Source organism: Pseudomonas sp. Hp2, from assembly GCF_006386585.1.
GTDB lineage: Bacteria > Pseudomonadota > Gammaproteobacteria > Xanthomonadales > Xanthomonadaceae > Pseudomonas_S > Pseudomonas_S boreopolis.
Map to the genome: position 1 here is coordinate 204,441 of NZ_VAHJ01000005.1, position 15,156 is coordinate 219,596.

18 protein-coding genes and 1 pseudogene are annotated in these 15,156 nt (G+C 70.1%); 9 read left to right on the top strand and 10 right to left on the bottom strand.

Features of this window, described 5'->3' with window-relative positions; all coding sequences use genetic code 11:
* Positions 1-64 precede the first annotated feature (64 nt).
* Complete coding sequence (locus FD678_RS15915) at positions 65-805, bottom strand: 3-oxoacyl-ACP reductase family protein (protein WP_140725883.1); 741 nt, start codon at positions 803-805, stop codon at positions 65-67.
* A 99-nt stretch (positions 806-904) separates the two neighbouring features.
* On the opposite strand from FD678_RS15915, the gene FD678_RS15920 reads away from it, so the two are divergent.
* Positions 905-1,519 carry a TetR/AcrR family transcriptional regulator gene (locus FD678_RS15920; protein ID WP_140725887.1) on the top strand — a complete coding sequence of 205 codons (615 nt, stop codon included), beginning with the start codon at positions 905-907 and terminating at the stop codon, positions 1,517-1,519.
* A gap of 93 nt (positions 1,520-1,612) precedes the next feature.
* Here the strand turns inward: FD678_RS15920 and FD678_RS15925 are convergent, their stop codons facing one another.
* Positions 1,613-2,320 carry a glutathione S-transferase family protein gene (locus FD678_RS15925; protein ID WP_140725891.1) on the bottom strand — a complete coding sequence of 236 codons (708 nt, stop codon included), beginning with the start codon at positions 2,318-2,320 and terminating at the stop codon, positions 1,613-1,615.
* Positions 2,321-2,449: 129 nt separating this feature from the next.
* Between FD678_RS15925 and FD678_RS15930 the strand changes: the two genes are divergently transcribed.
* From FD678_RS15930 to FD678_RS15940, 3 genes are all read left to right on the top strand, one after another.
* On the top strand, positions 2,450-3,343 hold the full coding sequence (locus tag FD678_RS15930) for a LysR substrate-binding domain-containing protein (protein ID WP_140725894.1): 894 nt from the start codon (positions 2,450-2,452) through the stop codon (positions 3,341-3,343).
* Positions 3,344-3,411: 68 nt separating this feature from the next.
* Positions 3,412-4,779, top strand: a complete 1,368-nt coding sequence (locus FD678_RS15935; RefSeq protein WP_140725898.1) for an amidohydrolase family protein — start codon at positions 3,412-3,414, stop codon at positions 4,777-4,779.
* Positions 4,780-5,073: 294 nt separating this feature from the next.
* Positions 5,074-5,760: a glycoside hydrolase family 11 protein gene (locus FD678_RS15940; protein ID WP_305955992.1), complete on the top strand. Its 687-nt coding sequence runs from the start codon at positions 5,074-5,076 to the stop codon at positions 5,758-5,760.
* 42 nt (positions 5,761-5,802) lie between these two features.
* On the opposite strand, the gene FD678_RS15945 is transcribed toward FD678_RS15940, so the two are convergent.
* Complete coding sequence (locus FD678_RS15945; protein ID WP_140725904.1) at positions 5,803-6,567, bottom strand: lysozyme inhibitor LprI family protein; 765 nt, start codon at positions 6,565-6,567, stop codon at positions 5,803-5,805.
* A gap of 181 nt (positions 6,568-6,748) precedes the next feature.
* Positions 6,749-7,147 carry a YciI family protein gene (locus FD678_RS15950; RefSeq protein WP_140725907.1) on the bottom strand — a complete coding sequence of 133 codons (399 nt, stop codon included), beginning with the start codon at positions 7,145-7,147 and terminating at the stop codon, positions 6,749-6,751.
* Positions 7,148-7,442: 295 nt separating this feature from the next.
* Between FD678_RS15950 and FD678_RS15955 the strand changes: the two genes are divergently transcribed.
* Genes FD678_RS15955 through FD678_RS15965 form a run of 3 tightly spaced genes read left to right on the top strand, consistent with a single transcriptional unit; the run spans position 7,443 to position 9,599 of the window.
* On the top strand, positions 7,443-7,892 hold the full coding sequence (locus tag FD678_RS15955) for an SRPBCC family protein (RefSeq protein WP_140725910.1): 450 nt from the start codon (positions 7,443-7,445) through the stop codon (positions 7,890-7,892).
* A 40-nt stretch (positions 7,893-7,932) separates the two neighbouring features.
* Positions 7,933-8,289: a DUF1428 domain-containing protein gene (locus FD678_RS15960; RefSeq protein WP_140725915.1), complete on the top strand. Its 357-nt coding sequence runs from the start codon at positions 7,933-7,935 to the stop codon at positions 8,287-8,289.
* A gap of 44 nt (positions 8,290-8,333) precedes the next feature.
* Positions 8,334-9,599, top strand: a complete 1,266-nt coding sequence (locus FD678_RS15965; RefSeq protein ID WP_140725918.1) for an RNA polymerase sigma factor — start codon at positions 8,334-8,336, stop codon at positions 9,597-9,599.
* A 27-nt stretch (positions 9,600-9,626) separates the two neighbouring features.
* On the opposite strand, the gene FD678_RS20450 is transcribed toward FD678_RS15965, so the two are convergent.
* The 3 genes and pseudogenes from FD678_RS20450 to FD678_RS20685 all read right to left on the bottom strand — a co-directional run bounded on the left by FD678_RS20450 (position 9,627) and on the right by FD678_RS20685 (position 10,949).
* Positions 9,627-10,166, bottom strand: a complete 540-nt coding sequence (locus tag FD678_RS20450) for an LLM class flavin-dependent oxidoreductase (protein WP_218569775.1) — start codon at positions 10,164-10,166, stop codon at positions 9,627-9,629.
* A 136-nt stretch (positions 10,167-10,302) separates the two neighbouring features.
* Positions 10,303-10,599 (bottom strand): annotated as a pseudogene (locus tag FD678_RS20895) (LLM class flavin-dependent oxidoreductase); the annotation flags it as partial.
* 134 nt (positions 10,600-10,733) lie between these two features.
* Positions 10,734-10,949 (bottom strand): hypothetical protein, encoded by a 216-nt coding sequence (locus FD678_RS20685; RefSeq protein ID WP_140725921.1) that lies wholly within the window; start codon positions 10,947-10,949, stop codon positions 10,734-10,736.
* A 172-nt stretch (positions 10,950-11,121) separates the two neighbouring features.
* Between FD678_RS20685 and FD678_RS15980 the strand changes: the two genes are divergently transcribed.
* Entirely contained in the window at positions 11,122-12,285 is a 1,164-nt protein-coding gene (locus FD678_RS15980; protein ID WP_140725924.1) for a zinc-dependent alcohol dehydrogenase, read from the top strand.
* Between the two features lie 37 nt (positions 12,286-12,322).
* On the opposite strand, the gene FD678_RS15985 is transcribed toward FD678_RS15980, so the two are convergent.
* Positions 12,323-13,282 (bottom strand): arabinan endo-1,5-alpha-L-arabinosidase, encoded by a 960-nt coding sequence (locus FD678_RS15985; RefSeq protein WP_140725927.1) that lies wholly within the window; start codon positions 13,280-13,282, stop codon positions 12,323-12,325.
* A 373-nt stretch (positions 13,283-13,655) separates the two neighbouring features.
* Here FD678_RS15985 and FD678_RS15990 point away from each other — a divergent pair, with 373 nt between their 5' ends.
* Complete coding sequence (locus tag FD678_RS15990; RefSeq protein WP_218569776.1) at positions 13,656-13,982, top strand: DUF3817 domain-containing protein; 327 nt, start codon at positions 13,656-13,658, stop codon at positions 13,980-13,982.
* A 293-nt stretch (positions 13,983-14,275) separates the two neighbouring features.
* On the opposite strand, the gene FD678_RS15995 is transcribed toward FD678_RS15990, so the two are convergent.
* Together FD678_RS15995 and FD678_RS16000 are read right to left on the bottom strand one after the other, a co-directional pair.
* Entirely contained in the window at positions 14,276-14,563 is a 288-nt protein-coding gene (locus FD678_RS15995; protein WP_140725930.1) for a hypothetical protein, read from the bottom strand.
* A gap of 116 nt (positions 14,564-14,679) precedes the next feature.
* Positions 14,680-15,060 carry a hypothetical protein gene (locus FD678_RS16000; RefSeq protein ID WP_140725933.1) on the bottom strand — a complete coding sequence of 127 codons (381 nt, stop codon included), beginning with the start codon at positions 15,058-15,060 and terminating at the stop codon, positions 14,680-14,682.
* Between the last annotated feature and the right edge of the window lie 96 nt (positions 15,061-15,156).

Consider the following 15,156-nt stretch of genomic DNA (forward strand, 5'->3'; position numbering starts at 1 on the left):
AAGCGGGCGGCGAGCCGCCGTCCCCGCCTGCACGGGGACGGCCGATGCGCGGCGGCGAAGCGGATCAGGCGTTGATACCGCCGTCGAGCGCGTAGGAGGCGCCGTTGGCGTAGCGGCCTTCCTCGCTGGCGAGCCAGGCCACCAGGCCGGCGATGTTGCTGCCCTCGCCATAGCGCGGGATCGGCATCTGCGCGCGCAGGACATCCGCGCGCGGGCCGTCGGCCGGATTCATGTCGGTATCGGTCGGGCCCGGATGCACCAGGTTGACGGTGATGCCGCGCGCGCCGAGGTCGCGCGCCAGCCCGCGGGTGAGCCCGTCCAGCGCGGACTTGCTGGCCGCGTACACCGCGATGCCCGGGCGGCCGGCGCGGGCGGCGAGGCAGCTGCCGATGTTGACGATGCGGCCGCCTTCGCGCATGTGCGGCAGCACCGCCTGGGTCGCGACGAACACCGCGCGCAGGTTGACCGCCATGGTGCGGTCGAAATCCTCCAGCGCGAACCCGGCGACGTCGCCGGCGACCAGGACCCCGGCGTTGTTGACCAGGATGTCGATGCGGCCGAGGTCGGCGGCGGCGCGGTCGATGGCGGAGCGCAACGCCGCGGCATCGGCGCTGTCGGCCCGGTAGGCGCGGCCGCGGCGCCCGAGCTTCTCGATCCCGGCGACCACTTCGGCGGCCTTGGCTTCGGAGCTCGCATAGGTGATCGCCACGTCGGCGCCTTCCCGCGTCAGCCGCAGCGCGATCGCCGCACCGATGCCGCGGGATGCGCCGGTGACCAGCGCGGTCTTGCCTGTGAGTGTATCCATGGGCCTATTTATGTATTGAGTGATACATAATTAAGGCAGGCTTGACCGCGGCCGTCAACCGCCTTATGTAGCAATCGGTAAATAAAGCAGGAGCCTCCCATGGCCGGACGCGGCCGCCCGCGCCAATTCGATCGCGACCAGGCATTGCACAGGGCGATGGATCTGTTCCGCGAGCGCGGCTACGACGCGGCCTCGCTGGGCGAGCTGACCCATGCCATGGGCATCAATCCCCCCAGCCTGTATGCCGCCTTCGGCTGCAAGGAGGCGCTGTTCCGCGAGGCGGTCGACCTCTACCTGGCCACGGTGGGCGTGCATACCGTGCGCGCCCTGCAGGAGCCCGCCACCGCCCGCGAGGCCATCGACGCGATGCTGCGCGACAACGTCCGGGCCTTCACCGCGACCCAGCCGGCGAAAGGCTGCCTGATCGTCCTCGGCGCCCCGCACCGCACCGCCGAGAACGGCGCGGTGTTCGACGAACTGTCCGCGCTCCGCGAACGCATGCAGAAGCGGATCCGCGACCGCCTCAAGCGCGGCATCGCCGAAGGCGACGTGCCGGCCGGCGCCGACGTGGCCGCGGTCGCCGCCTACTACGCCACGGTCCTGAACGGCCTGTCGCTGCAGGTACGCGACGGCGCCCCGCGCAAGCGCCTGATGTCGGTGGTGGATTGCGCGATGGCGAGTTGGGAGTGCCTGGTGGGGCAAGGCCGGGCCTAGCCGGCGTCGATTGCGGCCGAGGGCACGTGGCTCGGCCACGTCCCCGGCCTGGCGGATATGCGATCCAATCGGCACGAGCCTGGCCGCCGCTTTTCAGGCAGCGACCGGCTCCCGGTCGAGCGCCGCGTCGAAGGACACCTCGCCGAGGAAGCCTCCAGTGCTCGTGGCCGGGCGTTGGTCCTCGATCGCGTGTGCGAAGGCCACGGCCGGATCCGCCTCGAGCTTGTCGTACAGCCGCTGCAGGTTGGGGAACTCGCGGCGGTCGATGGCCTGGTGGTACTCGTTCCAGCGGGCGATGCCGATGAAGTAGGCATCCGCCAGGGTGCGCTGCTGGCCGAGCAGCCACGGGCGGTCCCCAAGCATCGCCGACAGGTCGGCGTGGGCCTTGCGCACGCGGCTGCGGCCGAACTCGACCAGCACCTGCTTCTCCATGCCCTCGCTCCCGTGCTCGAGCGCATGCCAGAGCGGGACGTAGGCGCCGAAGAACGTGGTGTTGAGGAAGGCCAGCGCCTGGTTGAGGCGATCGAAATCGCGCGTGCCCTGGGCGAAGCCCAGCCCCTGGTCCACGCCGCGCGCGCCGATGTGGTTGAGGATCGCCATGCTTTCGCTGAGGAAGTCGCCGCTGGCGGTGCGCAAGGTGGGCGTCTCGCCGACGGGATTGATGCGGCGATAGGCTTCGGCGGTCACCATTTCGGGCATTTCGATGCGGCACAGCCGGTACGGCTGGCCCAGCCATTCCAATGCCACGATGGAACCGAAGGAACAGCCCGAAGGCACGCCGTAGAACAGGATCGGGGTCATCACGAAACTCCTTTGGGGTTGGACGAAGGCGGTCATGCCGCCTGTCCGAAAGCGTAGATGTGTGGACCTTGGGCGTGTAGCTGGCAGAATCTGGACTAATCGTCCACATGCAGAGACTTTGGAGGCGGGGTGCTCAACCTCAACGACCTGACCTATTTCGTCGTCGCCGTCGAGCAGGGCGGCTTTGCGGCGGCCTCGCGGCGGCTGGGGCTGCCCAAGTCGACGATCAGCAAGCGCGTGGCGATGCTCGAGGAGGAACTGGGGACGCGCCTGATCCACCGGACCTCGCGCGCGTTCACGCTGACCGAGCTGGGACGCGATTTCTACGAGCACGCGCGCGGCGCGCTCATCGAAGCGGAGGCGGCGGAAGCGGTGGTGCGACGACGGCAGGCCGAGCCCAGCGGCACGGTGCGCATCACCGCCTCGGTCCCGGTCGCGCAGCTCTACCTGGCGCAATGCCTTCCCGCGCTCGCGCTGAAGTTCCCGCGGCTGCAGCTCGACCTCGACGTGAGCGACCGTTTCGCCGACCTGGCGCAGGAAGGCGTGGACCTGGCGATACGCAGCCACTTCGCGCCACTGCCGGACTCGGCGCTGGTGCAGCGGCGCCTGATGGTGGAAGCGATCATCCTGGTGGCAGCGCCGGCCTACCTGGACCTGCACGCCACCCCGGCTTCCCCCGGGGAACTGGACCGGCATCGGGCGCTGTTCTCCAGCGGCACGACGGTGGCCTGGGATCTCGCGCACGCTTCGGGAGCGCACGCGCAGGCCCGGCCGCAGGCGGCCATGGTCGCCAACGAATCGTCGCTGCTGTTCGCGGCGGCGGCCGCCGGCCTGGGCATCGCCTGCCTGCCGGAACGGATGTGCAGGGCGTACATCGCCTCCGGGCAGCTCGCGCACGTGCTGCCGGAGTGGACCGCCGGCCAGGTGACGACCACGCTGGTCATGCAGCACCGGCGCGGCTTGCTTCCCGGGGTGCGGGCCGCGGCCGATTTCCTGGTGGAGTATTTCCACGCGCTGCCCTGATGCGCCGCGGGACGAGGACGCGACGCCCGCCGGCGATAATGGCCATCCGAACGGGGAGAGGAAACCGGATGCGAAATCTTCTGCGGGCATGGCTGTGCGCGGGCGCGCTGGCCTGGAGCGGAGGCGCGCTGGCGCAGGCGCCGGCGGTTCCGCCGAAGGACGTCACCGCCTTCGTGCGCGTCAACGTGTTGCCGATGGATCGCGAGCGCGTGCTGGCCGGGCAGACCGTGCTGGTGGAGGACGGCGTCGTCACCGCGCTCGGGCGCAAGGTGAAGGTGCCCGAAGGCGCGCGGGTGATCGACGGCCACGGCCGGGCGTGGCTGCTGCCGGGGCTGGCGGACATGCACAACCACCTGGACAGCCGCCAGGACATGGCGGTGCTGCTGGGCCTGGGCATCACCACCACGTTGAACATGGGCGAGGCGCGCAACAGCTTCGTCGGGCGCACGCGGCTGGCGATCGCCAACGGCGAGCTGGCCGGGCCGCGCGCGTTCGTGGCCCTGGCCGTGGACGGTTCGCCGCGCTACGGGCACCTGGTGGTGCGCGACGCGGGCGACGCGCAGGCGGTGGTCCGCATCGCGCAGGCCAACGGCTACGACTTCCTGAAGGTCTACAACAATCTTTCGGCGGAAGCGTTCCAGGCGCTGATGGCCGCGGCGAAGAGCGCCGGGCTGCCGGTGGTCGGGCACGGCGTCAGCGCGGTGGGCCTGCGCAAGCAGATCGAGGCCGGGCAGGCGATGGTGGCCCACGCCGAGGAGCTGTTCTACACCTATTTCCCGCAGCCGCCGGAGCACGATCCGAACGCGGCGCCGGATCCGGCGGAAATCCCCGGTGCGATCGCGATGCTGCGCCGCCATGGCACGCCGGTGGTCGCCGACCTGGTGACCTACCAGACCATCGCCGAGCAATGGGGCCGGCCGGACATCGTCGAAGCCTATCTGCGCCGGCCCGAGGCACGCTGGTTGCCGCCGCAATACCGGGTGTCCTGGCCTGCGCAGGGCTATGCGCGCCGCAGCGGCAGCCTGGCCGACCGGGTCGCGTTCCTGCAGCGGCTGGTGCGCGAGATGCAGCGGGCCGGCATTCCCTTGCTGTCCGGCACCGATGCGCAGGACATCCCGGGGCTGGTCGGCGGTTTCTCCCTGCATGCCAACCTGCGCGCGCTGGAATCGGCCGGCCTGAGCCGCTACCAGGCCCTGGCCACCGCGACGCGCGTGCCTGGCGAATTCGTCCAGCGCCACTACCCCGCCACGCGCCGCTTCGGCGTGGTGGCGCAAGGCGCGCGCGCCGACCTGCTGCTGGTACCGGCCAATCCGCTGGACGACCTTGCGGTGCTGATGCAGCCGCAGGGCGTGATGGCGGATGGTCGCTGGTATCCGGCCGATGCACTGAAGGTGCGGATGGACGAGGTGGCCGAGAGCTATCGCCTGGCGCGGTGACGCGCGAAGGCGACGCGCGGCGGCGCGGAGGTCGCCCGGCGTCCGCGGGCATGCGCGTTGCGCCGCAGCAATCCCGGGCCCGATCCGGCGTGCCGACGGCGCCTGGCGCGGCCCAGGTCCGGGGGAATCTGTTAACGAATCGACACTGCCAGCGCTGTCATCGCCGCACCCGCGCGGACGCTGTTGACGGCCCAGACCGCATCGTGTCTGTTTATCGCGGCGGCCACGCCGCCCGTCCGACGCCGATGTTCTCGGCGAATCCCACGCAACGACCGACCAATGGAGGAGGGATCCATGAAGTTCGCGGCACTGAAAATGATAGCGCTAACGCGGCTGCTGCCGGCTGCCGTCCTCGCGCTGGGCGCGAGCGCCGGCGCGAACGCGCAGCAGGTCTGCAACAATCAGACCGGCACGCACAACGGCTACTTCTATTCGTTCTGGAAGGACGGAGGTTCGGCCTGCGTCACGCTGGGCAACGACGGCAACTACAGCACCACCTACAACCTCGGCGGCAACTACAACCTGGTGACCGGCAAGGGCTGGGCCACCGGCAGCAGCACGCGCCGCGTGGGCTACAACGCCGGCGTGTTCAATCCCGGTTCCAACAGCTACCTCACCCTCTACGGGTGGACCACCAATCCTCTGATCGAGTACTACGTGGTGGACAACTGGGGCGGCTTCACGCCCCCGGGCGGCGGTACCTTCATGGGCACCGTCAACAGCGACGGCGGCACCTACAACGTCTACCGCACGCAACGCGTCAACGCGCCGTCGATCATCGGCAACGCGACCTTCTACCAGTACTGGAGCGTGCGCACGTCCAAGCGCCCGACCGGCACCAACAACACGATCACCTTCGCCAACCACGTCAATGCGTGGGCCAGCTTCGGCATGAACCTGGGCACCCACAACTACCAGATCATGGCGACCGAGGGCTTTGGCGCCAACGGCAGCTCCAACGTCACGGTGTGGCAGCAGTAGGCGGTCTCACGGGAGGCCGGGCAGTTGCCGGCCTCCCGGTCCTCATTCCGGATCGTCGCGGTAGGGGATGTCCAGTTCGCGGGCGAGCAGGGCGAACTGGGCCAGGCGCCGTTCGATGAAGCGCAGCCGGCATCGCAGGAAATCCTCTTCCCAGGAAGGCTCGTCCGGCGCGCGGGCACCGCAGTTGGCATCGGTGACCTTGAGCCATTGCCGCTGTTCCGCGCGCACGCGGGCGATGTCGGCGTCGCGATCGCCCAGCTGGCCGACGATGGCCTGGTAGTCCTCGTTGAGCAGTCCGTCCTGCAGGGCGAACAGGCGCCGCAGGGGATGATGGACGTCCAGGGTCCCCGCCTGCCAGGCCACGGCCTCGGAACGTCCGGCTTCGCCGCCGTTGTGGTAGCCGAAATTCTCGACGTCCACGTGCACCCGGGTGACCGGCTCGTTCGCGAAGGGAGTGCGGTAGACGAGCAGCACGTAGCTGTCGGCCACGCCGCTGTAGAGGATCCGGCTGCCTAGCGGGGCGATGTCCCGGCCGTTCTCGTCGATCGCGAAGCCGAAGCAGCCGCGCCGGCTCTGGTTGGCATCCTGGCCCGCGCCGCCGTCCCGGCAAGCCTGCGGCGGCGGCATCCAGCCGTCCGCGCCCGGTTCGGCCGGGTCGGGGGAGGCCTCGTCATGGATGTGCAGCAGGAGCGCGGCCTTGTCGCCCTGGCGCGCCTGGTCGAGCACCACCACCGAGAGCGTGCTTTCCGCATGGGCGCTGGCCGAGGCGGCGAGCAGGGCGAAGAGGAAGAATTTCGATGCGGGCATGGCGTCCTTGCTGCCGGGACACGAGAGGTTCGTCGGACGGAGTTCCTCCACGGAACGCCGTGGCCGGAATCATAGCCTCGCGCGGTGCCGCGCCGCATGTCGTGGCGGCTCGATGCCGCCACCAGTCGCGCCGGCTGCCGGAATGCGGCAACGGCGCTCGCCGCCGCGTCCCTGCCGCCCGTCAATCGACGACGGCAGCGACCGTCCTGGCGCCGACGCGACGGCGTTCGGCGCCCATGTCGGACAGCGGCCGCACCTCGATGCTGCCGTAGCGGATCCAGGGGAACTCGTGGGCGATGCGGACCGCCTCGTCCATGTCCGCGGCTTCGATCAGGTTGAACCCGGCCAGGAATTCCTTGGTCTCGGCGAAGGGGCCGTCCAGCACCGCGCTGCGGCCGCCGCGCACGCGCACGGTGCGGGCAACGGCCGGCGGCTCCAGCTTCTGGTAGGCCAGCAAGGTGCCCTGGGCGCGCAGTTCCTCGGCATGGTCCAGGCAGCCGCGCATCAAGGTGTCGTATTCGGCGGCGGGCAGGGCGGCGAGCAGTTCGGGGTCGGGATAGACCAGCAGCAGGAATTGCATGATGGGCCGGGGGAATGCGGGTGGGCGGACATCCTCGCACAGGGGACGGCGGCAGGATGGTGCGGTGCGGCGAAAAAATTTTCGCCGCGCTTGTCGATTCCGGCCTTGCCCGTTCGTCGTATTGGATGAAGAGGGCCTTCCGCCCGCCAGAAAACGTCCGCGCGAACGCAGCGTGGCGCCGATGCGGCAACCGACAACCCAAGGAGACGACGATGAACCCGATGTCCCGCCTGATGTTCCAGGGGCGATGCCCCGAGAAGAAGCCGTTCCCCGCCGGTGGCCAGGGAGGTGCGGCATGAGCGGCACCGTTCGCCTGCACCGGGTGCTGCCCGCACCGGCGGAGCGGATCTACCGGGCCTTCCTCGACCCCGACGCGATGGCCAAGTGGCTGCCGCCGCACGGCTTCACCGGCAAGGTCCACGAGATCGACGCCCGGGTCGGCGGCCGCTACCGGATGTCGTTCACCAACTTCGGCACCGGGGCCACGCATTCCTTCGGCGGCGAGTACCTGGAGCTGGTGCCCGGCCAGCGCATCGTCCATACCGATGCGTTCGACGATATGGGCCTACCCGGCACGATGCGCACCACGATCGAGTTCAGGCCGGTACCGGTCGGCACCGAGCTGAACATCGTGCAGGAAGGCATCCCGGACGCGATCCCGGTCGAGGCCTGCTACCTGGGCTGGCAGGAGTCGCTGCAACTGCTCGCGCAGCTGGTGGTGCCGGAGATTCCCGACGACGCCTGACCCGCGCCATCGGCCAACTGAACCTGTGAGGAGAACCGCAATGAGCTACGTGGACGGATTCGTGGTACCGGTACCGGCGGCGAAGCTGGACGAGTACAAGAAGCTGGCGCGGCTGGCCAAGAAGGTCTGGCTGGAGCATGGCGCGCTGGGGTACGTGGAAAGCGTGGCCGACGATGCGCCGGTCGGGAAGCTGACTTCGTTCCCGAGGTCGGTCAAGTTGAAGGACGACGAGGTGGTGGTGTTCTCGTACATCCTCTACAAGTCGCGCGCGCACCGCGACAAGGTCAACAAGCTTGCGATGGCCGACAAGCGCCTGGCCGGGATGGACATGAAAAGCATGCCGTTCGACGGCAAGCGCATGATCTGGGGCGGGTTCAAGGTGTTCGTGCAGGCGTGAGCCCGGCTTGCATCCGCCGCGGCGCGGTGCTGTGATCCGCGCCGATGACACGATCCGATCTCCGCACCACCCTCGACACCCTGTGGCGCATGGAAGCGCCGAAGCTGGTCGCACGCCTGGCGCGGATCAGCGGCGACGTCGGCCTGGCCGAGGAACTCGCCCAGGAGGCCTTCGCCACCGCGCTGGAACGGTGGCCGCAGGACGGGGTCCCGGACAATCCCGCAGCGTGGTTGATGACGGCGGCGAAGAACCGCGCCATCGACCAGGTGCGCCAGCGCCGGCTGCATGCGAGCAAGCACGCCGAGCTGGCGCTCGAACTGGAAGGCGAGTCATCCATGCGCGACGATCCCGCCAGCGATGCAGGGCTGGAAGACGACATCGGCGACGACCTGCTGCGGCTGGTGTTCGTGACCTGCCATCCGGTGCTGCCCGCCGAGGCGCGCGTGGCGCTGGCCCTGCGCCTGTTGTGCGGGTTGAGCACGCAGGAGATCGCGCGGGCCTTCCTGCAGGCCGAACCGACCATCGCCCAGCGCATCGTGCGGGCCAAGAAGACCCTGGCGCAGAAACGGGTGCCGTTCGAGGTGCCGCGCAAGGACCAGCTCGAGGAACGCCTGGATTCCGTGCTGGAAGTCGTCTACCTGGTGTTCAACGAAGGCTATTCGGCCAGCGCCGGCGAGGACTGGATGCGGCCGGCGCTGTGCGAGGAGGCCTTGCGGCTGGGGCGCGTGCTGGCCGGGTTGATGCCGGGCGAGCCGGAGGTGTGGGGGCTGCTGGCCTTGATGGAACTGCAGGCCTCGCGCAGCCGCGCCCGCAACGACGGCCAGGGCGGCATCGTGCTGCTCGACGCGCAGGACCGCGCGCGCTGGGACAGGCTGCAGATCGCGCGCGGGCTGCAGGCGCTGCAACGCGCGCAGCGGCTGGGCGGCGGCGACGGGTTCTACGTGCTGCAGGCGGCGATCGCGGCCTGCCATGCGCAGGCGCTGCAGGCCGCGGATACCGACTGGTCGCGCATCGCCGCGCTGTATGCGCGCCTAGCCGCGATCGCGCCCTCGCCGGTGGTCGAGCTCAATCGTGCCGTGGCGGTCAGCCGCGCCGACGGCGCCGCCACCGCGTTGCCGTTGGTCGAGGCGCTGCTGGAGGATCCGCGGGTGCGGGACTATCCGCAGCTGCCGGCGCTGCATGGCGACCTGCTGGAAAAGCTCGGCCGCCATGCCGAGGCCAGGGCGGCGTTCGAGCGCGCCGCTGGGTTGACTGGCAATGCGCGCGAGCGCGAGCACATGCAGGCGCGGGCGCGCGGCTGCGGCGGGTGACGACAGGACGCCCGCGGCCGCCGCGGGTCAGCGCCAGCCCAGGCCCGGCGCGACGTGGACCAGGATGGACTCGATGACGTGCGCGCAGTAGTCCACGCCGAGTTGGTTGGGCACGGTCAGCAGCAAGGTGTCCGCTTCGGCGATGGCCTCGTCCTTGGCGAGCTGCTCGATCAGCACGTCGGGCTCGGCGGCATAGTTGCGGCCGAAGATCGCGCGCGTATTGCCTTCGAGGTAGCCGATCTGGTCCCGCTCCTGGCCGCCCTGGCCGAAGTAGAGCCGGTCCTGGTCGTCGACCAGCGCGAAGATGCTGCGGCTGACCGACACGCGCGGGGTGCCGCCGTGGCCGGCCTGCTTCCAGGCCTCGCGATAGGCGCGGATCTGCTCGGCCTGCTGGATGTGGAAGGGGCGGCCGTCCTCGTCGTTCTTGAGCGTCGAGCTCTGCAGGTGCATGCCCAGCTTCGCGGCCCAGACCGCGGTCGCGTTGGAACCCGCGCCCCACCAGATGCGATCGCGCAGGCCCGGCGAATGCGGCTCGAGCCGGAGCAGGCCCGGCGGATTGGGGAACATCGGCTGCGGGTTGGGTTCGGCGAAGCCCTCGCCTTCCAGCGCCTTCGGCCGGCACGTAGCCGAAGTAGCGCCAGCCCTCGATCACCTGTTCGGGCGAGCCGCGGCTGATGCCCAGCTGCAGGCGTCCTCCCGAGATCAGGTCGGCCGCGCCGGCGTCCTCGGCCATGTACAGCGGGTTCTCGTAGCGCATGTCGATCACCGCCGTGCCGATCTCGATGCGCCGGGTCTTCGCGCCGATCGCCGCGAGCAGCGGGAACGGCGAGCCCAGCTGGCGCGCGAAGTGGTGCACCCGGAAGAACGCACCGTCGGCGCCGAGCGCCTCGGCGGCCACGGCCAGTTCGATGGATTGCAGCAGGGCGTCGGAGGCCGAGCGCGTCTGCGACTGCTGCGACGGCGCCCAATGGCCGAAGGAAAGGAATCCGATCTTCTTCATGCGTGGCCCTGGCGGCGCCGGCTGGCGTTGGATGCCGCGATTGTAGGACGGGCACGGAGAGGTGGCCGTTTCCCGGGCCGCCGGAACGGATTCCGAATGCCCGGCGGCCGCGTGCCGCGCCGCCGGGACGCGCCCTAGGCCTCCTCGCCGAAGCCGCGGCTCGACTGCGCCGCCGGTGCGGCCGCGGCCGGGCCGGGCGCGCCCCCGGCCAGCGCGTCGCCGTGGGGCGGCGTGGTTTCGCGCCGGTCGACGCTGGCCGGCGCGGGCTGCGCTCCGGCCTGGCGCCGCTGCCAGGCCTTGTAGGCGAACACGCCGGCGGCGCCCACGGCCGCCCATTTGAGGATGCTCATCGCGGTACTCCTTCGTCGGTCCGGACCGGCACCGTAGGACGCGGCGGGTTAGCCGGGCGTGCGGCGCGCATCAACGCGCCGTGGGAATGCACATGCCCGCCACATTTCCTGGCGACGGCATTAACGCGGGCGCATGGACAGTGGACGTCCCTCCCCCCGCCAGGAGTCGCGCATGCTGGCCCTGAACTACCACGGCGCCCGGGACGTCCGGGTCGAACGCGTCCCCGACCCGGTCCTGGTCGACGCCGACGACATCATCCTGCGCGTGACCGCCACCGCGATCTGCGGCTCGGACCTGCACCTGTACCACGGCAAGATCCCGGCGCTGAAGCAGGGCGACATCCTGGGCCACGAATTCATGGGCATCGTCGAGGAGACCGGGCCGGCGGTCACCCGCGTGCGCCGCGGCGACCGCGTGGTCGTCCCGTTCGTGATCGCGTGCGGGCAATGCTTCCACTGCCTGCTGCAGGAATACTCGGCCTGCGAGACCACCAACCCGGACCGGGGCGCCACGCTCAACCGCAAGGGCCTGCGCCCGCCGGCCGCGCTGTTCGGCTACAGCCACCTGTATGGCGGCGTTTCCGGCGGGCAGGCCGAGTTCGTGCGCGTGCCCAAGGCCAACGTCGGGCCGCTGGCGATACCGGACGCGCTGCCCGACGAACAGGTGCTGTTCCTGTCGGACATCCTGCCGACCGGCTACCAGGCGGTCGTGGATGCCGGGGTCGGGCCCCGTTCCAGCGTGGCCATCTACGGCGCCGGCCCGGTCGGCCTGATGGCCGCGGCGTGCTGCCGCATGCTGGGCGCGGGCCGCATCTTCATGGTGGATCGCCATGCCTACCGCCTGGAGTACGCGGTGCAGGCCTACGACGCGATCCCGATCGACGCCGGCCAGGTCGACGACCCGGCCGACATCATCGTCGCGGAAACCGACGGGCGCGGCGTGGACGCGGCGATCGATGCGGTGGGTTTCGAGGCCGAGGGCAGCGCCATCGAGACCGCGATGACCACGCTGAAGCTCGAAGGCAGCAGCGGCGTGGTGCTGCGCCAGTGCATTGCCGCGGTTCGCCGCGGGGGCACGGTGAGCGTGCCGGGCGTGTACGCCGGCTTCATCCATGCCTTCATGTTCGGCGACGCCTTCGACAAGGGCGTGACCTTCAAGATGGGGCAGACCCACGTGCAAAGGCACATGGCCCATCTGCTGGAGCGCATCGGCGACGGCGAGCTGAACCCGGCCTCGATCATCACCCATCGCCTGCCGCTGTCCGAAGCCGCGCGCGGCTACGAGATCTTCGACCGCAAGGAAGAGGACTGCCGCAAGGTGGTGCTGGTGCCGTAGCGGAGCCGGTCGCGCCGGCTCCGCCATGGCCATGCTGCTACTGCACCACCGGCCAGCCGCTGCCGTCGTAGCCGAGCCGGTTGATGCCCAGCCGCTCGGTGCCGGCGTCGTCGTAGTAGTGGTAGACGAGGATGTCGCCGTCGGCATCGGCGATCACCGACTGCCCGCCCGGCCCGTGCATGCTGCCCTGGCTGGAATGGATCACGGTGCCGCCGCCGGAACGCATGTCCACGCCGGACCTGTCCAGGTACGGGCCGGTGATCTGGCTCGCCCGGCCGACCGCGATCTTGTACGTGCTGGACGCGCCCTGGCAGCAGGCGTCGAAGGAGACGAACAGGTAGTACCAGCCGTTGGCGCGATGGATGAACGGCGCTTCCACCGCGCCGGGGCTCGGGCGCGAGGCCAGGCTGTAGCGGGTGGTGTTGCCGGCGAGCTGCTTGCCGGTGGACGGATCGATCTGGATCAGCTTGATGCCGGTCCAGTAGGAACCGAACGCCAGCCACCAGCGGTTGGACGCGTCCACGACGAGGTTGCCGTCGATGGCGTTGAAGTCGTTGCTGGTGGTGGAGCTGTAGACGATGCCCTGGTCGGTCCAGGAGCCCGGCGCGCCGGTGCTGCTGGTGGCCAGCGCGATCGCCGACTTGTTCGAGCCGAAGCTGGAGGCGGTGTAGTACATCAGGTACTTGCCGCCGCGGTAGGACACGTCCGGCGCCCAGATGTCGCCGTCGCTGTTGTAGTTGTAGACCCAGCCGGGAATGCTGGAGAACGCCGCGCCGGCGTTGCTGAAGGCGGTGCGGTCGGTGCTGGTGAGGGTGACGTTGTGCGAGCCGTAGACGTAGTAGCGGCCATCGCCGCGCTTGATCATCGAGGGATCGTGGACGCGGGTCTCGCCGGTGACCACGCCCGGTCCGACCGCGAAGGCGATGCTCGGGCCGAGCAGCAGTGCGGCCAGCCAGGCCAGCCTCAGGCGATGCTTGCTTGTAGCGCGTGTTGCCATTGGTTTCCTCCCATGTAGGTCCCGGTCGGGACGTGTCGTGCTTCGTGCGGGCGCGCGCCGGGCCGCCCGGCGGGAACGCGCGTGGCGTCGCCGGGTGTTCGATCGGCTGGATGGAACGGGGGGATGCCATCCGCACCGCGGTGCGGTCCGTCCGCGGCATTCCCCCGACGGCCCCGCGCCGCGAGGCGCATATCACGCTCTAACGGCGCGGCCTGACCCCGACCGCGGTCGCACTTCGCAAGAAACGCCGCGAGGGATGCCTTAATGGTTATCGCGCACGCGTTCCATGCGGCCTTGTATGATGCGGACCGCCAGCGGGCGTCGCCGCCGCCATCGCGTCGCGGCACTCTTCCTTCCCGTTCGGAGTCCTCGCGTGTCTTCCCAACCGTTGTCGCCGGTCGGCCGGCTGTTCGCCGTGGCCGCGTTCCTCGAAGCCTTGACCTGGGCAGGCCTGCTGGCCGGCATGTGGCTCAAGTACGGCCTGCAGACCACCGAGCTGGGCGTATGGCTGTTCGGCCGCCTGCACGGCGCGGCGTTCCTGTTCTACGTCGCGGCCAGCCTGGTGGCCGCGGTGCGGCTGCGCTGGCCGTGGTGGGCGTGGGTGCTGGGCCTGCTCGCGGCGCTGCCGCCGCTGGTTACGGTGCCGGTGGAAATGGGCTTCCGGCGCGCCGGCTTGCTCGGGCGCGCGCCCGCGCGCTGAGCCCCGCCGGCTCCGTCACTTCGCCATGCAGCGTTTCCAGCGTTCGGCCGGCGCGAACACCTGCCGGTAGAGGTTGGTGCCCGAAATCGGACGTATCGCCTTGCGCGAGCGCCTGGCGGATGGCGCGGTCGCCCCGGGGGCTTCCAGCGCGGCGCCGGGCACCAGCAGGTCGCCGTCGCGCCGAGCCAGGCCTTCCAGGCCGGAGCGGCGCGCTCACGTTGCCTGCGTACGTGCCGGATGAGATCTGGAAAGACGCGAGGCGTGGTTCGTACCGCCCTCGCGTCCGCTTTGCATCAGTCTCCGTGCTCGTTGGCCACGTCGGCGGCCATGCGCAGCTCCTCGTTGGCCTCGCGCAGCAGTTCCTTCGCGCGCGCGGCGTGGCCGCCGAGGCGCGAGCCGTTGTCGTATTGCGCTTCGCCGACCAGGCGCCAGGCCTCGACGATGTGTTCCTGCGCGCCGCGCAAGTTGCCGTGGCGCGGACCGATGTCGACGTAGGGCGCTTGCTGGGCCATGGCGGCGCAGCCGAAGGTGCTGGCGGCGGCGAAGGCGAGAGCGACGCCGATGATGCGTACCTTGTTCATGGTGATGTTCCTCTTGGGGTGCTGGGTGAAGGTCGATAATGGACATGCCCTGGGGTGCCTCTAGGGCGGTGCGGGCAGGCAGGCCGTGGCGGCGGCGATCAGGAAGCGACGGGTGTTCACGCGACGCGCCCGACACTCATGGCCCACGTGATGAAGGCCGTGTTGATCACGGTGAACACCATGCCTACCAGGTAGGTGATGTCCGCGGCGTATTCGAGCTTGTGGTTGCGACGCCGGTTGCGCGTGCGCAGCCCGCAGTAGGCGAGCAGCGCCGACGCCAGGTAGATCATGGTGTTGATGGTCAGCAGGTCGTCGCCGATCAGGTCCGCGCTCTGCAGCGTGATCACGACGCGGAGGATGCCCACCACGGTGAGGCAGACACCCACCATCACCGATGACGAGGTGAGGATGTGGACGCAGATGTCGTCGTCCAGGCCGCGCGGACGTTCGCCGGCCTGCGTATCGACGTTCGGATAGTTGTGATGGAACGTGGTCATGGCTGTGGTCTCAGGAGGAAGCGACCCCGCATGCGCCTCCGCCGCGAAGCGTCGGCGCGCACTGGCCCGCCGGCGGCGTGGGTCGGGCGCCGCCGG